The organism is Azospira sp. I13, assembly GCF_003112695.1.
Lineage (GTDB): Bacteria > Pseudomonadota > Gammaproteobacteria > Burkholderiales > Rhodocyclaceae > Azospira.
Window position 1 is genome coordinate 338497 of the sequence record NZ_BFBP01000002.1, and the last position, 19543, is coordinate 358039.

A 19543-nucleotide genomic window follows, 5' to 3' on the forward strand; every position below is an offset into this window, starting at 1 on the left:
GCAGGTGAGGCTGGTATCGTATTGACCCTCACTGACCAACTACTGACGCCCCATGCGCATTCTCCTGGTGGAAGACGATGAACTCCTGGCCGACGGCCTGGTGAAGGCCCTGCGCCAATCCGGCTATGTCACGGACTGGACGCGGGACGGCAAGCAGGCCGATGCCTGGCTGGCCGACCAGAACTACGACTTGGCGATCCTGGACCTGGGCCTGCCCGGCCTGGAGGGCAGCGAAGTGCTGCAACGCCTGCGGGGGCGGCGGCAGCCGGTGCCGGTACTCATCCTCTCGGCCCGGGAAGCCCTGGAAGAGCGGGTGCGCCTGCTGGACCTGGGGGCCGACGACTACCTGGTCAAGCCAGTGGCCCTGACGGAGCTGGAGGCCCGGGCCCGGGCCCTGATCCGCCGCGGCCGCACCCAGCCCGAGCCGGAGCTGCGCCTGGGCAAGCTGCGCCTCGACACGGTAGGCAAGCGGGCCTGGCTGGGGGAGGAGCCCCTGGACCTGACGGCCCGGGAATGGGCGGCCCTGGAGTTCCTCGCCAGCCGCGCCAACCGCATCGTCAGCAAGGAACAGATCATGCAGTCCCTCTACAGCTGGGACGAGGACATCACCCCCAATGCCATCGAGAAGTTCATCTCCCGGCTGCGGGTGAAGCTGGAGACGGGGGGTATTTCCATCCGCACCGTGCGGGGCCTCGGCTACTACCTGGAAAAACCCAAGGAAGACGAGGCCGGCAGCCATGGCGACGAACCCCCGCCGGCCTAGCCTGCGCCGCCTGCTGCTAACCTGGCTGCTGCCGGCGATGCTAACGCTGGTGGCGGCAGGCGCCCTGACGGCCTATGGCATCGCCCTGCGCTCGGCTACCTGGGCCTACGACCGGGCCCTGCTGGACACGGCCCTGGCCCTGTCGGGGCAGATTCGCGTCGTCTCCGGCCACCCGGTGCTCAACCTGCCCGCCCAGGCCCAGGAAATCCTGCTCACTGACCGCTACGACAACGTCTTCTATGAAGTCATCGGCCCCCAGGGTGAATCCGTCGGCGGCCACCGGGGGCTGCCCCGCCCGCCCCGCCTGTTGCCGGAAGAAGGCCGCCTGTATTACGACGGCTGGTTTCAGGGCAAGGAAGTGCGGGTCGCCGCCCTCTTCGTCCTGCACGAAGGCATCCCCATGCTGGTGCTGGCAGCGGAAACCCAGACCAAGCGGGACAATCTGGTACGGGAAATCCTCACCTCCATGCTGCTGCCGGAGCTGCTGCTGGTGGCCGCCACCCTGGGCCTGGGTTGGCTCGGCATCCGCCACGGACTGAAGCCGGTGGAAGACTTGCGGGAACAGCTTTCCCAGCGCTCACCCAAGGATCTGAGCCCCGTTTCATCCGACCGGGTGCCAGAGGAAATCGCACCCCTGGTGGAAGAACTGAACCATCTGCTGGGACGTCTCGAAGGCTCCCTTTCGGCCCAGCGCAATTTCGTTTCCGACGCCGCCCACCAGCTGCGCACGCCCCTGGCCGCCCTGCAGGCCCAGGCGGAACTGGCCCTGCGGGCACTCGACAAGGGCACCGCCAGCAACCAGTCGGCCCTGCGACCGGAGTTGGAGCGCATTCTCACTGCCACCCGGCGCCTCACCCACCTGGCCCGCCAGCTGCTGGCCCTGGCCCGGGCAGAGCCGCGCAGCGGCGATACCACCAAGGCGGTGGATTTGATGATGGTGGTGCATCAGTGCGCTGAAATCTGGCACCCCCTGGCCCTGGAAAAGGGCATCGACCTGGGCTTCGACCTGGCACCGGCCCCGATGCTGGGTCACCCGCTCCTGCTGGAGGAGTTGCTGAGCAACCTGATCGACAACGCCATCCACTACACCCCGGCCCCCGGCAGCATCACCGTGCGCACGTTCTGCCGTGACGGTGCCGCAGTGCTGCAGGTGGACGACTCGGGACCCGGCATTCCTGAAGAACACCGGGAAAAGGTCTTCGAGCGTTTCCATCGGGTGAATGGCGAACACAACCCGGAAGGTTGCGGCCTGGGGTTGGCCATCGTGCGGGAAATCGCCAAACAACACGGGGCCGACGTCTGGCTGGACGAGGCCCCGGTCTTGGGTGGCACCCGGCTGGAAGTCAGCTTCCCGCCGGTGGGCCAGGTTTAGTCAGGCGGACTTACTGGGAGGCGGCGGGCTTGCGCCGCAGCAGGCGGAGGCCCGCCAGCACGTAGCCGGAGAGGGCGTAGACCACGAAGAGGCCGAACAGCACGCCGGGGGGATACATGGTCACCAGGGCAAAACCCAGCACGATGGCGCCCACCACGATGAAGGGCACGCTCTTGCGCAGGTTGATGTCCTTGAAGCTGGAAAAACGGCAGTTGGTGATCATGGAGATGCCGGCAAAGATAGTCAGCACGCAGGCAATCACCCGCACGTCGCTGCCAGCGATGTCGTTATCCAGCATCAGCCAGACGAAACCGGCCACCAGGGCGGCAGCGGCCGGACTGGGCAGCCCCTGGAAGAAGCGCTTGTCGATCACTTCCAGCGTGGTGTTGAAGCGGGCCAGGCGCAGGGCGGCGGCAGCACAGTAGATGAAGGCGGCGATCCAGCCCAGCTTGCCCATGTCCCGCAGGGCCCATTCGTAGATGACCAGGGAGGGTGCGGCACCGAAGGACACCATGTCCGACAGGGAATCGTACTCGGCACCAAAAGCGCTCTGGGTGCGGGTCAGGCGGGCGACCCGGCCATCCAGCCCGTCCAGCACCATGGCCACGAAAATGGCCACAGCGGACTGCTCGTAGAACCCGTTCATGGCCTGGACGATGGCGAAAAAGCCAGCGAACAGGGCGGCAGTGGTGAACAGGTTGGGGAGGACGTAGATGCCCCGGCGTTTCAGTTCCGGGTTGAAAAGGGCCTTGCGGGGTTTCAGTTCGGGCATTTTCTCAGGGGATTACGCCAGTTCGGCGAGAACGGTGGAGGAAGCATACACCTTCTCCCCGATGCTGGCCTTGATGCGGGCATCCAGGGGCAGGTACACGTCCACTCGGGAACCAAAGCGGATGAAGCCGTAGCGCTGGCCCCGGGCCAGTTGCACGCCACCATCCACGTAGTTGAGGATGCGCCGGGCCACCAGACCGGCCACCTGCACGGAGGTCACGTCCTGGCCGTCGGCGGTCTTGATCCACAGGGCGCAGCGCTCGTTCTCGACGGAGGCCTTGTCCAGGGCGGCGTTCACGAAAGCACCGGGGTTGTACCACTTCTGCTGCACGGTACCATCCACCGGGCTACGGTTGGAGTGCACGTTGAAGACGTTCATGAAGACACTGACCTTCACCGCTTCACGGTTGAGATAGGGATCCAGGGCCTTTTCCACGGCAACGATACGGCCGTCGGCTGGGGCCACGATGGTCTTGGCGCCACCGGCGATCTTGCGGGCCGGGTCGCGGAAAAATTGCAGCACGAAGAGGGCGATGATCCACAGGGGCACGGCCACGTAGGCGGGAGCAAACAGGCTGCCGGCCAGGGCCGCCACCAGAGCGATGGTCAGGAAGGGCCAGCCTTCGCGGGCAATGATGGGGTGGGGATAGTTGTTCAAGGACGCGCTCTCTGGGCTGTTGGCGAACCATTGCCGGCCAATGCCGCAATGGAAAAATTCGGAGAATGAAACGAAAAGCGGGGCGCCGCCCCGGGAATCGGCATGAAGCCGCCCCGGAAGCTGCGCCCCGTCTTGCCAGTCTTAGTTCTTGGACTGGTCCACCAGCTTGTTCTTCTTGATCCAGGGCATCATGTCGCGCAGCTTCTCGCCAACCTGCTCGATGGGATGATCGGCGGTCAGACGACGGCGGGCGGTCATGCTGGGGTAGTTGGTCTTGCCTTCCTGGATGAACATCTTGGCGTATTCGCCAGTCTGGATGCGCTTCAGGGCAGCACGCATGGCGTAGCGGGACTCTTCGTTGATGACTTCGGGGCCGGTCACGTACTCGCCATACTCCGCGTTGTTGGAGATGGAGTAGTTCATGTTGGCGATGCCGCCTTCGTACATCAGGTCCACGATCAGCTTCAGTTCGTGCAGGCACTCGAAGTAGGCCATTTCAGGAGCGTAGCCGGCTTCCACCAGGGTTTCGAAGCCCATCTTCACCAGTTCCACGGCACCGCCGCAGAGCACGGCCTGTTCGCCGAAGAGGTCGGTTTCGGTTTCTTCACGGAAGTTGGTTTCGATCACGCCGCCCTTGGTGCCGCCATTGGCAGCAGCGTAGGAGAGGGCGATGTCCTTGGCCTTGCCGGTCTTGTCCTGGTACACGGCGATCAGGGAAGGCACGCCGCCGCCCTTCAGGTACTCGGAACGCACGGTGTGACCGGGGCCCTTGGGGGCAACCATGATGACGTCCACATCTTCGCGGGGCACCACCTGGTTGTAATGCACGTTGAAGCCGTGAGCGAAGGCCAGGGCGGCGCCCTTCTTCAGGTTGGGTTCCACGTCGGCGTAATACACGGCGGGGATGTTTTCATCGGGCAGCAGAATCATGACCACGTCGGCGCCCTTGACGGCCTTGGCGATCTCTTCCACCTTGAGGCCGGCCTTTTCGGCCTTGGACCAGGAGGCACCGCCCTTGCGCAGGCCAACGGTGACCTTGCAGCCGGAATCCTTCAGGTTCTGGGCGTGGGCGTGGCCCTGGGAGCCGTAGCCGACGATGGTGACTTTCTTGCCCTTGATGAGGGAGAGGTCAGCGTCCTTGTCGTAATAAACTTTCATTTTTTTCCTTTCGGGTTCAAGGGCTTGCTTCAAACTTTGAGAATACGGTCACCGCGGCCGATGCCGCAGACGCCGGTACGCACGGTTTCCAGGATCAGGCCGGCATCAAGGGCGGCGATGAAGGAATCCAGTTTGTTACCGGTGCCGGTCAGCTCGATGACGTAGGTCGAATCGGTGACGTCGATGATGCGGCCGCGGAAGATGTCGGCCATCCGCTTCATCTCCTCGCGGTCCTTGCCGGTGGCGCGGACCTTGATGAGCATGAGCTCCCGCTCGGAGTGAGCGGCTTCGGAAAGATCCACCACCTTGACCACGTCCACCAGCTTGTTGAGCTGTTTGGTGATCTGTTCCAGCACATCTTCGGACCCCGTGGTAACGATGGTCATGCGGGACAGGGAGGCATCCTCGGTAGGCGCCACGGTGAGGGATTCGATATTGTAGCCACGGGCGGAGAACAGGCCCGCCACGCGGGACAGGGCGCCGGCTTCGTTTTCCAGCAGGATGGAAATGATGTGTCGCATGGTTCTCTACTCCGGGCTCACAGGTCTTCGGACAGGATCATTTCGGACAGGCCCTTGCCAGCCGCCACCATGGGAAAGACGTTGGCTTCGGGGTCGATGATGAAGTCCATGAATACCAGGCGGTCCTTGTATTCGGTAAAGGCCTTCTTCAGGGCCGGCTCCACGTCCTCGGGCTTTTCGATGCGCATGCCGACGTGGCCATAGGCCTCGGCCAGCTTGACGAAATCGGGGATGGAGGTGACGTAGGACTGGGAGTAGCGCTTGGAATAGAACATTTCCTGCCACTGCCGCACCATGCCCAGCATGCCGTTGTTCAGGTTGATGATCTTCACCGGCAGCTCGAACTGCTTGCAGGTGGAAAGCTCCTGGATGCACATCTGGATGGAGCCTTCACCGGTGATACAGGCCACCTGGGCGCCCGGGTTGGCGAAGAGCACACCCATCGCATAGGGCAGGCCCACACCCATGGTGCCCAGGCCACCGGAGTTGATCCAGCGGCGGGGCTTGTCGAACTTGTAGTACTGGGCAGCGAACATCTGGTGCTGGCCCACATCGGAGGTGATGAAAGCGTCACCGCCGGTCACTTCGTAGAGTTTTTCCACCACGTACTGGGGCTCGATCAGGCTCTTCTGCTTGTAGCCCAGACAGTTCTTGCCACGCCAGGCATCGATCTGCTGCCACCAGGCGGACACGTCCGGGGCGGCCTTGCCGCTCTCTTCCAGCAGCTTGAGCAACTCATCCAGCACATCGGGGACATTGCCGACGATGGGCACATCCACCTTCACCCGTTTGGAGATGGAGGAGGGGTCGATATCGACATGGATGATCTTGCGGGCCACTTCGCCGAAGTGTTCGGGATTGCCGATCACCCGGTCATCGAAGCGGGCGCCGATAGCCAGCACCACATCGGCGTGCTGCATGGTCATGTTGGCTTCGTAGGTGCCGTGCATACCCAGCATGCCGACAAACTGCTTGTCAGTGGCGGGGTAGCCGCCCAGGCCCATGAGGGTGTTGGTCACCGGGAAGTTGAGGCGCTTGGCCAGCTTCACCAGCTTCTCGGAGGCGTCGGAGAGGACCACGCCGCCGCCGGTGTAGATGATGGGCTGCTTGGCTTCAAGCAGCATCTGCACGGCCTTCTTGATCTGCCCCAGGTGGCCCTTGACCACCGGGTTGTAGGAGCGCATCTGCACGGAGGCCGGGTAGTCGAACTCACACTTGTTGGCGGTAATGTCCTTGGGGATATCCACCACCACGGGGCCGGGACGGCCGGTCTTGGCAATATGGAAGGCCTTCTTCATGGTGGCCGCCAGATCCTTGACGTCCTTCACCAGGAAGTTGTGCTTCACACAGGGACGGGTGATGCCGACGGTGTCGCATTCCTGAAAGGCATCCTGGCCGATGTAGTAGGTCGGCACCTGGCCGCACAGCACCACCATGGGAATGGAATCCATATAGGCCGTGGCAATGCCAGTCACGGCATTGGTGACGCCGGGACCGGAGGTCACTAGGGCCACGCCGACCCGGTCGGAAGAGCGGGAATAGGCATCGGCGGCGTGGACGGCAGCCTGTTCATGGCGTACCAGGATATGCTTGATGTCGTCCTGCTTGAACAGCTCGTCGTAAATATGCAGCACCGAGCCACCAGGATAGCCGAACACATAGTCGACCTTTTCTTCCTGAAGGCACCTGATTACAATCTCCGCACCGGTAAGTGTCATTTTTATGGCCTTACGTAAGTCGCTCGAAAAACCCGTTACGTTAATGGCTTGCCCTGGATTGGTCAAGGAAAACCCGGCTTTTCGGGCCGGCCAATGCAGGGTGCCGGATCAATCGGCCCCGCCGCCCGATATACTCCTGGCAAGACTCCCGCCAACGCCAAGGAACGGTCCGGCGCTATAATACAAAGCCTCCATTGAGGGGCGCGCCTCCCCAACTAGGAACACTTCTGGCTACACCACGCGAACTGTCGGACTTTCTCGCCAGCACCGAACGCCGCGCCTTCAAGCAGGCGCTATTCGCTGTGCGAGACGAAGATAGCGCCCTGGACCTAGTTCAGGACGCCATGATGCGCCTGGCCGAAAAGTACGGCGACCGCCCGGCGGAGGAATTGCCGATGCTGTTCCAGCGCATTCTGCAGAACGCCATCCGGGATTTTTACCGGCGTAGCAAGGTACGCTCCATGTGGACCACCCTCCTCTCCTCCCTGACGCCCGGAGACGACGAGGACAGCGACCCCCTGGATACGCTGGAAACGGAAAACAAGCCGGAAGACACTCCAGAAGGGGCGTTGGAGCAGACTCAGGTCATGGCCGTGATCGAATCCGAGATATCCCGCCTCCCGACACGTCAACGGGAGGCCTTCCTCATGCGTTATTGGGAAGATATGGACGTCGCAGAGACGGCGGCGGCAATGGGATGCTCCGAGGGGAGCGTCAAGACCCATTGCTCCCGGGCCACCCACACGCTGGCCGCGGCACTGAAAGCAAAAGGAATAACCCTATGAATGAACAGCACTTTGCCTATCAGGTGCGGCGCCACCTGAACCAGGGCACCATGGCCCTCAGCCCGAGCGTCATGGACCGCCTGGCGGCAGCACGGACCCAGGCCCTGGCCCACCAGCGCATGCCAAGCCACGTACCAGTCCTGGCCGGACTGGGTGTCCACTTTCACATGGACAACCTGCGTCCCCGGCATTTCCTGGCTGCCCTGGCCCTGGCTATCGGCTTGTCCAGCGGTATGTTCTGGCAGGCCCAGGAGCAGGTAGCCGAACTCGAAGAAGTGGATAGCGCCCTGCTGGCCGATGACCTGCCCCTGGATGCCTATACCGACCAGGGCTTTGCCGCCTGGCTGGACGAGAATCCCGACGAATGAAGTTCGCCCCGGGCGCCGCCTGTTCCCTGGTGTTGCTGGCTTTGCTGGCAGGTGCTGTGGCGCCTGCCACCGCCCAGACCATCAGCACGACCACGGTGGTGGCCACCCCGCCCCAGCCGGCCTGGCAGGAGTTGAGTGAAAGCCAGCAACAGATTCTCGCCCCCCTGGCCGAGGACTGGGACCGCATGGAGAACTATCGACGCAAGAAATGGCTCGGCATTGCCGAACGCTACCCGCGCATGGGCGAACAGGAGCAGGCTCGAGTCCAGCGCCGGATGCGCGAATGGGCCGACATGACGCCCCAACAGCGTAAGGAAGCACGGGAGAAGTTCCGCAATCTGAAGCGCCTGCCGCCGGAACGCAAGGAAGTGGTCAAGCAAAAATGGGAGGAATACACCAGCCTCTCGGAAGAGCAACGCCAACAACTCAAGGAAGCCGGAACCGTGCGCCCGAAAAGCATGGCCTTCCTGGGTTTTAGTCCGTTTACCTCTCTGCCGCCGCGCCGTACCCTGACGCCCCTGGCCTCGCGCCCGATGCATCCCGTCGCAGGTGCGGCAGCCAAACCCATGCCGATTGGCGTTCCCGACGCCCGCGAACGGCGGCAGGAAGGCAACGGCATTGTCGCTCCTCGCCTGCCCAAGCCGATCCGCATTCTTACAGAAGGCCAACTGCCCTCCCTGCTTCCACCACTGCCGGTGCGACGCACCCCGGTGGCGAAAAAGCCTTAACCGTCAGGATGGCACCGATGCCCCACCACGACACACCGCCGAAGGCGGCTAGTCTGCTGCGCCGACTGGCCGGCATGCTTTACGACACCCTGTTGCTGGCTGGCGTACTAGCCATCACCCTGCTGTTTCCCCATGTTCTGCTGGGCATGTTTACCCAGAAAGTGGCTCATCCAGTACTACTGCAAGCCCACTTCTTCCTGACCCTGTTGCTCTATTTCTGCTGGTTCTGGCTCCACGGCGGCCAGACCCTGGCCATGAAAACCTGGCACATCCGCCTGACCGGCAGCGATGGCAGGGCCGTGCGCCCTCTGCAAGCACTGCTGCGCTACCTGCTGGCCTGGCCCAGCCTGTTGCTGGGCGGCCTCGGCCTACTCTGGTGCCTGTTCGACAAGGACCGCCAGTTCCTGCACGACCGACTGGCCGGCACCCGGCTCATCGACACCCGCCTGCCCTAACCCCTCGTTCCACAGCGCCTTCGACCCCTGCTACGGGATCGGACCGGATGCAGATGTAGTCCGCTTATCGCCGCTCCACCCACCACAGCATCCCTACCGCCGCCAGGAAGAACATGGCAGACGGCGCCATGGCACTAGAAATGGGCGGCCAACTGTTGATTATGCCGAGGTTGGAAAAGAGGCCGTTGAGCATGTGGAAGAACACCCCCAGCATGACGCCGGAGAAAATCTTCAGGCTGACACCGCCCACTCGATTATGGGTGTAACCAAAAGGCAGGGCCAGGGCCACCATCACCAGGGCTGCCAGGGGGTAAACCACCTTTTTCCACAGGGCAATCTCGTAACGCTGGGTCTTCTGGTGGTTGTCCGACAAGTGCTTGATGTAGGACATCAGGTTCCACACCGACATACGCTCGGGAATGACCAGCAGCACCGACAGGATGTCGGGATTAAGGGCTGACTGCCACATCACTTCCGCCTTGTGGTCGACCCGCCCGCGCAGTGGCGCTCCCTTGGCGTCGTAATCCAGGATGGTCTGCTCAACCTGGGTCAATTTCCAGATACTGTCCGGCAGATATTCGCCTTCTTTAGCCTCGCTCACCATCAACAGGCGTTGGCGATCATCGAACTCATAGATGCGAACTCCCTGCAGCTTGGCTTCCGGGGTCACCGTGCGCACGTTGATGAAGCGGAATTCGTCCTTCACCCACAAGCCGGTACGAAAATCTGCCGACAGGGCCATGCCCTGGGCCTGCAGACGGATACGCTGACCCAATTTTTCCGCTGGCGGCGCCACGAACTCGCCAATCAGAAAGGTCAGGAGGGCGAACAAGGCCGCCACCCGGAACAGGGTCATCAAGAGTTCCCGGGTAGATAGCCCGGAAGCCCGCAACACCGTGATTTCGGAATGGCGAGCCAAGGTGGACAAGGCGAATAGGGCACCAATCAGCACCGCTATCGGCATCAGTTCGTAGATGCGCCCGGGCAATGTCAGGGTCACGAACATCACGGCATGCTGAATGCGGTAGCCCCCCTTGCCGATCTCCCCCAATTCGTTAATCAGGTCAAAAAAGCCGAAGAGCGCCAGAAAGGCTGCCAACACCAGCAGGGTGGCGGCGAAAACCTCCCGGGAAAGGTAACGCTGATAGGTTTTGCCGAGAAAAGAACTCATCGATTACGCCACCGCAGGAAGGAAAACACCGCGATGCGGCGGAAGAACAGGAGCGGCAGCAAGGCTGCCATCACCACATGCACCAGCCACCAGCCCAGGTCGAAGGACAAACGCCCCTGGGTCACCCAGGCCTGGCTGACGGAGAGCAGGTTGCTGTAAATGGTAAAGGTCAGCAGCGCCAGGATCAGGTTAGCCGAACGGCCGGCCCGGGGATTGACGAAGCTCATGGGAATGGCCAGCAGGGCCAGCACCAGAGCGGAAATCGGCACCCCGACGCGCCACAGGACTTCCGCCAGGGCGCCGGCCGAACGATTTTTCAGCAACTCCCGGGTGGACGTATTGCGAGGGGTCTTCTCGATACCCTGGCTTTCCTTGGTTTCCACACGCAGGGCATAGCGGGCAAATTCCAGGATGCGAAATTCTGGCTGCCCCGGCGTCACTTCATAGCGACGGCCATTTTCCAGGATCATGAAGCGGTCGCCGTTCTCCATCTGCTCGGAATGCCCGGAGGACGCCATCATCACCCCCAGCTTCTGATGCTGAAGTGAACTGACGAAAACGTTGCGCACCAGGCTGGAATCGTCAGCCACAGCCTCGACGAACACCACTCGCTCTCCGCTGCCCGACTCCTTGAAGGCGCCCGGTGCCACCTGGGCGGTATCGTTGCGGCTCTGGCCGGAGAGTTTCTGCCGGTATTCGGCACTCATTTTCAACGCCCAGGGGGAAATCAGCAGAGAAAGCAGGGCAATGGTCACCACCACCGGCAGGGCGAAAGTGAGCACTGGGCGCACCCAAGCCACCAGGGACTGTCCGGAGGCAAACCAGACCACCATTTCCGAATCCCGGTAACTGCGGGAAAGGGTTAGCAGAATGGCCATGAAAACGGTCAGGGAGAGCAGTACCGGCAGGGAATTGAGGGCGGCGAAACCGAGCAGGGCCACCACGGCTTCGGAAGCCACCTGACCGGACGCAGCCTGGCCCAGCAGACGAATCAGCTGGGTGGTCAGCAAAATGGCAAAGAGGGCAACAAACACGCCCACGGCCGCCTGGGTGAATTCGCGCCGCACGGCGCGCTGGAAAATCATGCTTTGACTTTGCCGGAAGGAAACGGTGATAATCGACGGGAAATTTGCGGTTTAGCTACTTTTTTGCCGATTTATCACAAAGTTACGGATAGGAGCGGACGGTGGAATTTAGCATAAAAAGCGGTAGTCCGGAAAAGCAGCGCAGTGCCTGCGTCGTGGTCGGCGTCCACGAACCGCGCAAGCTGACCCTCCCCGCGGAATTGCTCGACAACGCCGCCCGCAGCTATATCTCCGACATCATCCGGCGCGGTGACATGGAAGGCAAACTGGGTTCGACCCTGCTGCTGCACAATGTCCCCGGCACGCTATGCGACCGGGTTCTCCTGGTAGGTCTGGGAAAAGAAAAGGAATTCCGGGAAAAGGAATATTGCCAGGCCGTGCGCACGGCGGTGAAAACCCTCAATGAAACCGGCTCCTTCGACGGCGTCGTCTTTCTCACCGAAATTCCCGTCAAAAAGCGCACCGTCAGCTGGCGCGTGCGCCAGGCCGCCATCGTCGCCCAGGAAACGGTTTATCGCTTCGACCAGCTGAAAAGCAAAAAGGATGAAGTCCGCCGCCCCCTGCGTAAGCTCACCTTTGCCGTTGAACGGCGCAACGAACTGACGCCGGCCGAAGAAGCCCTCAACCAGGGCCTGGCCATTGCCGAGGGCATGGCCCTGGCGAAAAATCTGGGCAACCTGCCGGGCAACTTGTGTACGCCCTCCTATCTGGCCGAGCAGGCCACTGCCATGGCCCAGGAACACGGCCTGGAATGCCAGGTACTGGAAAAGGCCGACATGGAAGCCCTGGGCATGTTCAGCTTGCTTTCCGTCGCCCGCGGCTCCCACCAGCCGCCCAAGTTCATCGTCCTGCACTACAAGGGCGGCAAGAAGGATGAAAAGCCCCTGGTACTGGTGGGCAAGGGCATCACCTTCGACACCGGCGGCATCTCCCTGAAGCCGGCCGCCGAAATGGACGAGATGAAGTACGACATGTGCGGCGCCGCCAGCGTCCTCGGCACCATCAAGGCCGCCGCCCTGATGAAGCTGCCGGTGAACCTGACGGTGATCGTGCCGGCCACGGAGAACATGCCCGGTGGCGCCGCCACCAAGCCCGGCGACGTGGTCACCTCCCTCTCCGGCCAGACCATCGAAGTCCTCAATACCGATGCCGAAGGCCGCCTGGTGCTGTGCGACGCCCTCACCTACGCCGAGCGCTTCGAGCCGGAAACGGTGATCGACGTGGCCACCCTCACCGGCGCCTGCGTCGTCGCCCTGGGGGCCGTGGCCACCGGCCTCTTCAGCAACAACGACAGCTTGGCTCGGGAACTGGCCCACTGCGGCGACGAGGCCTTCGACCGGGCCTGGCACATGCCCCTGTGGGAGGACTACCAGGAACTGCTGAAGAGCAACTTCGCCGACATGGCCAATATCGGCGGCCGTTACGCCGGGGCCATCACCGCCGCCTGCTTCCTCGCTCGCTTCACCAAGAAATTCGAGTGGGCTCACCTGGACATCGCCGGCACCGCCTGGAAATCCGGCGCTGACAAGGGCGCTACCGGCCGCCCCGTACCCCTGCTCACCCATTACCTGCTGAAGCGGGCCGGCAAGCTGGACTGAGCGAAGGAAGTCGCAGGCCATGACCCGGGTGGATTTTTACCACGACGCCCCAAGCCGCCTGGCCGTTGCCGTGCGGCTGGCCCACAAGGCCTTTGCGCAGCGCCTGCCCATGGCCATCTACACCTCCGAGCCCGCCATGGCCGAGCAGATCGACCGCCTGCTATGGACCCAGCCGGCCCTCGGCTTCCTGCCCCATTGCCGGGCCGAGGCTCCCCTGGCGGCCGAAACACCGGTACTTATCGCCGGCACCCCGGCGGCCCTGGACGCCCTGAAACAGGATGAACTTCTGCTCAACCTGGATGATGACGTGCCCCCGGGCTTTGCCCGTTTCAAGCGCCTCATCGAAATCGTTGGCCGGGACGAGGAAGACAAGGCCCCCGGCCGCGCCCGTTTTAAGTTCTACAAGGATCGGGGCTACGAAATCAACCGCCACGACCTCTCCGCCAAATGAGCGACTCCATGAACGGCAACCACGGCACCCCGCCGGAAGGCACCTCCAGCGTCATTCCCTTTCCGCCGCGCCGCCGCAGTTTCCTGGCCGCGCCGCCGCCCCCACCGGCCCCTGCCGGCCCTCTGGATTTCGACCTTTCCGACCTGACGCCGGAAGCCGACGACGACATCCCGGTACTGACGGAAGTGGTGGATCTGGCCACCGTCAGTGCCGATGCCCCCGACGAGCGGGAAGCCGGTATCGATCTGGAAGCCCTACGGGAAACCCTGGCCGACACCCTGGCAGCAGAACTGGCCCACTCCATCGAGCAGCGGCTGGCCGCAGAACTGCCCAGCCTGGTGGAAGCGACCCTGGCTAACCTGCAGGACGACCTGAAGCAGGGCATCATCGCCGCCACCGAGGCCGCCCTGCGAGACTTCATTGCCCGTCGCCAGCAACTGCAACTCCCCCTCGAGTCCCCTGCGGCAGACTGAGCCCCTTGGCCCGGCTATCAGCCGGGCCACCGTAACACCCTCGCACCCGATCCGGCCGAATCCCCCGCCCCCCGATCATTTCACCCCATTCTCCAGCGCAAGCAGGCCGGGAGCCGCCGCCGCTTCCGGTATAATTGCGCCCTTTCCTTTAGCCCCAATCCCCTGATTCCTATGGAACTCGCCAAAAGTTTTGAGCCGGCAGCCGTCGAACGCCACTGGTACCCGCTCTGGGAAGAACGCGGCTACTTCGCCGCCGGCCTGGACACCAGCAAGCCCGCCGACCAGTCCTTCTGCATCCTGCTGCCGCCGCCCAACGTCACCGGCACCCTGCACATGGGCCACGGCTTCAACCAGACCATCATGGACGCCCTCACCCGCTACTACCGGATGAAGGGCCACAACACCCTGTGGCAGCCGGGCACCGACCACGCCGGCATCGCCACCCAGATCGTGGTGGAGCGCCAGCTGGACGCCCAGGGCATTTCCCGCCACGACCTGGGCCGGGAGAAGTTCCTGGAGAAGGTGTGGGAGTGGAAGGAATACTCCGGCGGCACCATCACCCGCCAGATGCGCCGCATGGGCACCAGCCCGGACTGGAAGCGGGAACGCTTCACCATGGATGCCGGCCTCAACAAGATCGTTACCGAATCCTTCGTCCGCCTCTACAAGGAAGGCCTCATCTACCGCGGCAAGCGCCTGGTGAACTGGGACCCGAAGCTGCACACCGCCGTCTCCGACCTGGAAGTGGTGCAGGAGGAGGAAGACGGTTTCATGTGGCACATCTGCTACCCCCTGGCGGACGGCAGCGCCACCCTGACCGTGGCCACCACCCGGCCCGAGACCATGCTGGGCGACACCGCCGTCATGGTCCACCCGGAAGATGAGCGCTACAAGCACCTCATCGGCAAGATGGTGAAGCTGCCCCTGACCGACCGGGAAATCCCGGTCATCGCCGACGCCTATGTGGACATGGAATTCGGCACCGGCGTGGTGAAAGTCACCCCGGCCCACGACTTCAACGACTACGCTGTGGGCCAGCGCCACAACCTGCCGATCATCAGCATCCTGACCCTGGATGCCAAGATCAACGAGCACGCCCCCGAGAAGTACCGGGGCCTGGACCGGTTCGACGCGCGCAAGGCCGTGGTGGCGGACCTGGAGGCCCTGGGCATCCTGGAAAAGACCGACAAGCACAAGCTCAAGGTGCCCCGCGGCGACCGTACCGGCGTGGTCATCGAGCCCATGCTCACCGACCAGTGGTTCGTCGCCATGAGCAAGCCCGGCGAGGACGGCAAGTCCATCACCGAGAAGGCCCTGGACGTGGTGCAATCCGGCGAGATCAAGTTCTATCCGGAAAACTGGGTGAACACCTACAACCAGTGGCTCAACAACATCCAGGACTGGTGCATCTCCCGCCAGCTGTGGTGGGGCCACCAGATTCCCGCCTGGTACGGCGTTAACGGCGAAGTCTTCGTCGCCCACAACGAGGAAGAAGCCCGGGCCCAGGCCGACGCCGCCGGTTACGCCGGCCAGCTGACCCGGGATGCGGACGTGCTCGACACCTGGTACTCCTCCGCCCTGTGGCCCTTCTCCACCCTGGACTGGACCCCGGAATACCCGGCCAAGTCCAACCCGGCCCTGGACCTGTACCTGCCCTCCTCCGTGCTGGTCACCGGCTTCGACATCATCTTCTTCTGGGTGGCGCGCATGGTCATGATGACCAAGCACATCACCGGCAAGATCCCCTTCAAGCACGTCTATGTGCACGGCCTGATCCGGGACGGCGAAGGCCAGAAGATGTCCAAGTCCAAGGGCAACGTGCTGGACCCCATCGACCTCATCGACGGCATCGACATCGACGCCCTGGTGCAGAAGCGCACCACCGGCCTGATGAATCCCAAGCAGGCCGAGAGCATCGCCAAGAAGACCAAGAAGGAATTCCCCGAAGGCATTCCCGCCTTCGGCACCGACGCCCTGCGCTTCACCTTCGCCAGCCTGGCTTCCCCCGGCCGCGACATCAAGTTCGACCTGAACCGCTGCGACGGCTACCGCAACTTCTGCAACAAGCTGTGGAACGCCACCCGCTTCGTGCTGATGAACGTGGAAGGCCACGACCTGGCCCTGCAGCACCAGCAGGCCGAAGGCGGCGCCTGCAGTGCCGACGCCCCCCTGAAGTTCAGCTTCGCCGACCGCTGGATCGTCAGCCACCTGCAGAAGGTGGAGCAGGAAATGGCCAAGCACTTCGAGGAATACCGCTTCGACCTGCTAGCCCAGACCCTCTACCGCTTCATCTGGGACGAGTTCTGCGACTGGTATCTGGAAATCGCCAAGGTGCAGATGAACGGTGGCACCCCGGAAGAAGCCAAGGCCACCCGCCGCACCCTGGTGCGGGTGCTGGAAACCATCCTGCGCCTGGCCCACCCACTGATCCCCTTCATCACCGAGGAACTGTGGCAGGCCGTGGCCCCCATCGCCGGCCGCAAGGACTTTGATTCCATCATGCTCACCCGCTACCCGGAAGCCAACCCGGCCAAGCTGGACGAGGCCTCGGAAGCCCAGGTAGCCCTGCTCAAGGAACTGGTGGGTGCCTGCCGCAACCTGCGCGGCGAGATGAACATGTCCCCCGCCACCAAGGTGCCCCTGCTGGCCGTCGGCGACAAGGACACCCTGGCCCGCTTCGCCCCCTACCTGGCGGCCCTGTCCAAGCTCTCCGAAGTGCAGATCGTGGATGACATTGCCAGCGACGAACCGGCCCCCGTGGCCGTGGTCGGCGATTTCCGCCTGGTCCTCAAGGTGGAGATCGATGTGGCCGCCGAGAAGGAGCGCCTGACCAAGGAAATCGCTCGCCTGGAAGGGGAAATTGCTAAAGCCAACGCCAAGCTCGGTAATGAGAGCTTCGTCGCCCGGGCCCCGGAGGCGGTAGTGGCCCAGGAGAAGGAGCGCCTGGCCAACTTCAGCGCCACCGTAGACAAGCTCAAGCTGCAGCTGGAAAAGCTCAGCAAGGCTTGAGGCCAGCCCCCGGTCTGCACCTCAATCAACGCCCTGGTTCGCCAGGGCGTTTTTACTGGCGCCGGCCATAGGCTTTATCTAACCCTTGCCGGCCGCGATGCCCCTGTCACCCATGGCAACGCCGTCCATGCCCTCTACTCCGAAAGGATGCCCCATGCCCCCCGCCCTGTACCGCCCGATACTGCTGGCCTTGGCCACGCTTTTCCTGAGCGCCACGGCCGAGGCCCGCAATTCCGCCAAGCCCATCGACTACAGCGGGGTTTATGCCTGCAAGGGGGAAGATGCCCAAGAGGGGCCTTACACCGGCACGGTAACCCTGCAACGGGTACCGGCGCATAGCCGCTCGTCCTACAGTGCCTACACCTTCACGCTGGAAGTACCGGGCTACGGGGCCTACCCCGGGCACGGCGTACTCCAGGGCCGGCACATGGCCATCTACTTTGCCAACACCGACCCCACGCCACGGGACTTCGGCACTGGGCTGGCCACCTTCAACCGCAACCGGGCCGGCCGGGTATCCTTTACCAAGTTCTACTACCAACCCGAATTCAAGGGCGGCAACCACGGGCTGGAAACCTGCGTGCGCCAGCCCGTGGTTGCCACCAGCCCCTGAAGCATCGCCAAACACCCACTCCCAGGCACGCCGGCCCGACAGGCCGGCAATTCTCCGTTTAGATGACGAGGTCGACGGGGATCAAGCCCCGCAAGGCATTGCCCATGAACAGGGCCTCGGCCCCTTGCAGGTCCTCAAGGCTCAGAAGGCCTTCCACAGCGGCCCCGGAGGCCAACAGGCGTTGCCGCAGAATGCCCGGCAGCAGGCCACAGGCCAGGGGGGGAGTCACCAACTGACCGCCGATGCGGGCAAAGACATTGCTGCGGGCGCCTTCACAGACCTCGCCCCGTTCGTTAAGAAACAGGGCATCAAAGCCCCCGGGCAGGGCCATGACCCGCTGCAACTCAACATCGTACAACTGGCGGGCCGTGGTTTTGTGCCGCAACAGGTAGCGCCGGGAATCCAGCCGGTGGGGAGAAAGATGGACCTGCCAGGGTCCCGGCATCAACTCCAGGGGGACAAGCAACGTTGCCAGATCACCGGCCTTGTTCAGGGTCAGGCGGGCCCGGAAGTCTCCCTCGGGATGGGCCAGAGCCAGGGCCGTCAGGGTTTCCTGCACCCGGGCCGGGTCGTGGGCGAACCCCAGGGCGGATGCCGACTCCGCCAGGCGGCGGCAGTGCAAGGGGCCATCGGGGAAGTGCCCGTTCTCAAGGCGCAGGGTCTCGATGAGGGAGAACCCCGGGTCGAGATCGGTGAGAAAGCGGGCCTTGAGCAGGCATTCCCGGTACTCGGCCTGGGGTTCGGAATCGATGACGATGCCACTCCCCACCCCAAGCTGGCCGCCGCCTTGTCCATCCAGTTCGAGGGTGCGGATGGACACGTTGAAGCGAAAGTCGCCATCCGGCGACACTGCACCCAGAGCGCCGGTATACAGCCCGCGGGGGGTAGCCTCCAGTTCATCGATGATTTCCATGGCCCGCAGTTTGGGCGCCCCGGTGATGGAACCGCAGGGAAACAGCGCCGCCAAGACATCGCCCAGCGTAGCCTGCGGCGCCCGGGCCGTAACGGTGGACGTCATCTGGAAAACCGTTGGATAGGCTTCGATATCGAACAGGCGCGGCACCTGGACCGAGCCGATGGCGGCCAGGCGCCCCAGATCATTACGCAGCAGGTCGACAATCATCAGGTTCTCCGCCCGATCCTTGGCGGAGGCGGCCAGGGCCGCCCGGGCCGCCGCATCAGCCGCCGGATCCCCGCCCCGGGGAGCCGTGCCCTTCATCGGCCGGGTGGTCAGCAGGCCGTCTCGGCCCTCGACAAACAACTCCGGGGAAAGGGAAAGCACCTGGCGCTGGGGCGTCAGTAGCAGCCCCCCCAGGGGCGTCGGCTGGCGCTGGCGCAATCGGGCATAGAGGGCGAGAGGATGGCCGTAATGGCGAAATGTCAGGGGAAAGGTGAAATTCACCTGATAGCAATCACCGGCGGCAATGTAATCGCGGATACGTTGCACAGCCCGGCCATAGTCTTCGGCCGTGCGGCCCGGCTGTAGTTCGGCGATGCCAGCAGCGCACTCATCCGCCGGCAAGGCACCAAGTTGCCGATCAAGCCAAGCCTGGGCCGCATCGGCAGGCAGCAAGCATGCTTTCTGGAACAGCCAGAGATGCCCCCGGGAGCCCTCTCCGCCAAAGACTGGGGAGGGAGCGCCCTGCCGGGCCTCAACCAGCCAGTGGCCCAGGCCGTAATCCAGGGCCCAGACGGCCCACAGCCCCTGGGCTGCAGCAGCCTCCGCCTCGGCCAGGGCCTGGGTCAGGTCAGCGGGGGAATGCAGAGGCCGGCAGGAGCGCAACTCCGTGCAAAGCCGAACACCCGCTTCGCCTTCAAGAAAGGCGAAGGCGGCAGGCAGGGGCAT

The 19543-nt window shown here is 63.4% G+C and carries 19 protein-coding genes; 11 read left to right on the top strand and 8 right to left on the bottom strand.

The annotated features are described in order from the left end of the window. Positions 1-52: 52 nt before the first annotated feature. On the top strand, positions 53-763 hold the full coding sequence (locus AZSI13_RS01630) for a response regulator (RefSeq protein ID WP_109039438.1): 711 nt from the start codon (positions 53-55) through the stop codon (positions 761-763). Further along, a complete protein-coding gene (locus AZSI13_RS01635) occupies positions 738-2135 on the top strand; it encodes a sensor histidine kinase (RefSeq protein ID WP_109039439.1) in 1398 nt (465 codons plus the stop codon). Before AZSI13_RS01630 ends, AZSI13_RS01635 begins: the two co-directional genes overlap by 26 nt. 10 nt (positions 2136-2145) lie before the next feature. Here the strand turns inward: AZSI13_RS01635 and pssA are convergent, their stop codons facing one another. The 5 genes from pssA to AZSI13_RS01660 form a co-directional block, all read right to left on the bottom strand. Then, positions 2146-2907 carry a CDP-diacylglycerol--serine O-phosphatidyltransferase gene (pssA, locus tag AZSI13_RS01640; protein WP_109039440.1) on the bottom strand — a complete coding sequence of 254 codons (762 nt, stop codon included), beginning with the start codon at positions 2905-2907 and terminating at the stop codon, positions 2146-2148. Between the two features lie 12 nt (positions 2908-2919). Continuing rightward, a complete protein-coding gene (locus AZSI13_RS01645) occupies positions 2920-3564 on the bottom strand; it encodes a phosphatidylserine decarboxylase (RefSeq protein ID WP_109039441.1) in 645 nt (214 codons plus the stop codon). Positions 3565-3705: 141 nt separating this feature from the next. Beyond that, positions 3706-4722 carry a ketol-acid reductoisomerase gene (gene ilvC, locus AZSI13_RS01650; protein ID WP_109039442.1) on the bottom strand — a complete coding sequence of 339 codons (1017 nt, stop codon included), beginning with the start codon at positions 4720-4722 and terminating at the stop codon, positions 3706-3708. Positions 4723-4751: 29 nt separating this feature from the next. Continuing rightward, on the bottom strand, positions 4752-5243 hold the full coding sequence (ilvN, locus tag AZSI13_RS01655; RefSeq protein WP_109039443.1) for an acetolactate synthase small subunit: 492 nt from the start codon (positions 5241-5243) through the stop codon (positions 4752-4754). A 17-nt stretch (positions 5244-5260) separates the two neighbouring features. Then, a complete protein-coding gene (locus AZSI13_RS01660) occupies positions 5261-6967 on the bottom strand; it encodes an acetolactate synthase 3 catalytic subunit (protein ID WP_268807494.1) in 1707 nt (568 codons plus the stop codon). A gap of 188 nt (positions 6968-7155) precedes the next feature. Here AZSI13_RS01660 and AZSI13_RS01665 point away from each other — a divergent pair, with 188 nt between their 5' ends. Genes AZSI13_RS01665 through AZSI13_RS01680 form a run of 4 tightly spaced genes read left to right on the top strand, consistent with a single transcriptional unit; the run spans position 7156 to position 9297 of the window. Further along, positions 7156-7746 carry an RNA polymerase sigma factor gene (locus AZSI13_RS01665; protein WP_235609590.1) on the top strand — a complete coding sequence of 197 codons (591 nt, stop codon included), beginning with the start codon at positions 7156-7158 and terminating at the stop codon, positions 7744-7746. Continuing rightward, positions 7743-8114 (top strand): DUF3619 family protein, encoded by a 372-nt coding sequence (locus AZSI13_RS01670; RefSeq protein WP_165833261.1) that lies wholly within the window; start codon positions 7743-7745, stop codon positions 8112-8114. The genes AZSI13_RS01665 and AZSI13_RS01670 overlap by 4 nt, the downstream gene beginning before the upstream one ends. Continuing rightward, positions 8111-8842, top strand: coding sequence for a DUF3106 domain-containing protein (locus AZSI13_RS01675; protein ID WP_109039446.1), 732 nt, complete (start codon positions 8111-8113; stop codon positions 8840-8842). The genes AZSI13_RS01670 and AZSI13_RS01675 overlap by 4 nt, the downstream gene beginning before the upstream one ends. Before the next feature lie 17 nt (positions 8843-8859). After that, the gene (locus AZSI13_RS01680; RefSeq protein WP_165833262.1) at positions 8860-9297 is read left to right on the top strand and encodes an RDD family protein; all 438 of its coding nucleotides are present in this window, start codon (positions 8860-8862) and stop codon (positions 9295-9297) included. Positions 9298-9361: 64 nt separating this feature from the next. Here the strand turns inward: AZSI13_RS01680 and lptG are convergent, their stop codons facing one another. Together lptG and lptF are read right to left on the bottom strand one after the other, a co-directional pair. Continuing rightward, positions 9362-10468, bottom strand: a complete 1107-nt coding sequence (lptG, locus tag AZSI13_RS01685) for an LPS export ABC transporter permease LptG (RefSeq protein WP_109039448.1) — start codon at positions 10466-10468, stop codon at positions 9362-9364. Beyond that, complete coding sequence (lptF, locus tag AZSI13_RS01690; protein WP_109039449.1) at positions 10465-11553, bottom strand: LPS export ABC transporter permease LptF; 1089 nt, start codon at positions 11551-11553, stop codon at positions 10465-10467. Before lptF ends, lptG begins: the two co-directional genes overlap by 4 nt. A gap of 101 nt (positions 11554-11654) precedes the next feature. Between lptF and AZSI13_RS01695 the strand changes: the two genes are divergently transcribed. The 5 genes from AZSI13_RS01695 to AZSI13_RS01715 all read left to right on the top strand — a co-directional run bounded on the left by AZSI13_RS01695 (position 11655) and on the right by AZSI13_RS01715 (position 17697). Beyond that, on the top strand, positions 11655-13151 hold the full coding sequence (locus AZSI13_RS01695) for a leucyl aminopeptidase (RefSeq protein ID WP_109039450.1): 1497 nt from the start codon (positions 11655-11657) through the stop codon (positions 13149-13151). A 19-nt stretch (positions 13152-13170) separates the two neighbouring features. Continuing rightward, positions 13171-13602: a DNA polymerase III subunit chi gene (locus tag AZSI13_RS01700; RefSeq protein WP_109039451.1), complete on the top strand. Its 432-nt coding sequence runs from the start codon at positions 13171-13173 to the stop codon at positions 13600-13602. Continuing rightward, positions 13599-14075 (top strand): hypothetical protein, encoded by a 477-nt coding sequence (locus tag AZSI13_RS01705; protein ID WP_133247244.1) that lies wholly within the window; start codon positions 13599-13601, stop codon positions 14073-14075. Before AZSI13_RS01700 ends, AZSI13_RS01705 begins: the two co-directional genes overlap by 4 nt. Before the next feature lie 171 nt (positions 14076-14246). Further along, positions 14247-17084, top strand: a complete 2838-nt coding sequence (locus AZSI13_RS01710) for a valine--tRNA ligase (protein WP_109039453.1) — start codon at positions 14247-14249, stop codon at positions 17082-17084. A gap of 154 nt (positions 17085-17238) precedes the next feature. After that, the gene (locus AZSI13_RS01715) at positions 17239-17697 is read left to right on the top strand and encodes a hypothetical protein (RefSeq protein WP_109039454.1); all 459 of its coding nucleotides are present in this window, start codon (positions 17239-17241) and stop codon (positions 17695-17697) included. 58 nt (positions 17698-17755) lie between these two features. On the opposite strand, the gene pabB is transcribed toward AZSI13_RS01715, so the two are convergent. Further along, positions 17756-19543 carry an aminodeoxychorismate synthase component I gene (gene pabB, locus AZSI13_RS01720; RefSeq protein WP_114149336.1) on the bottom strand — a complete coding sequence of 596 codons (1788 nt, stop codon included), beginning with the start codon at positions 19541-19543 and terminating at the stop codon, positions 17756-17758.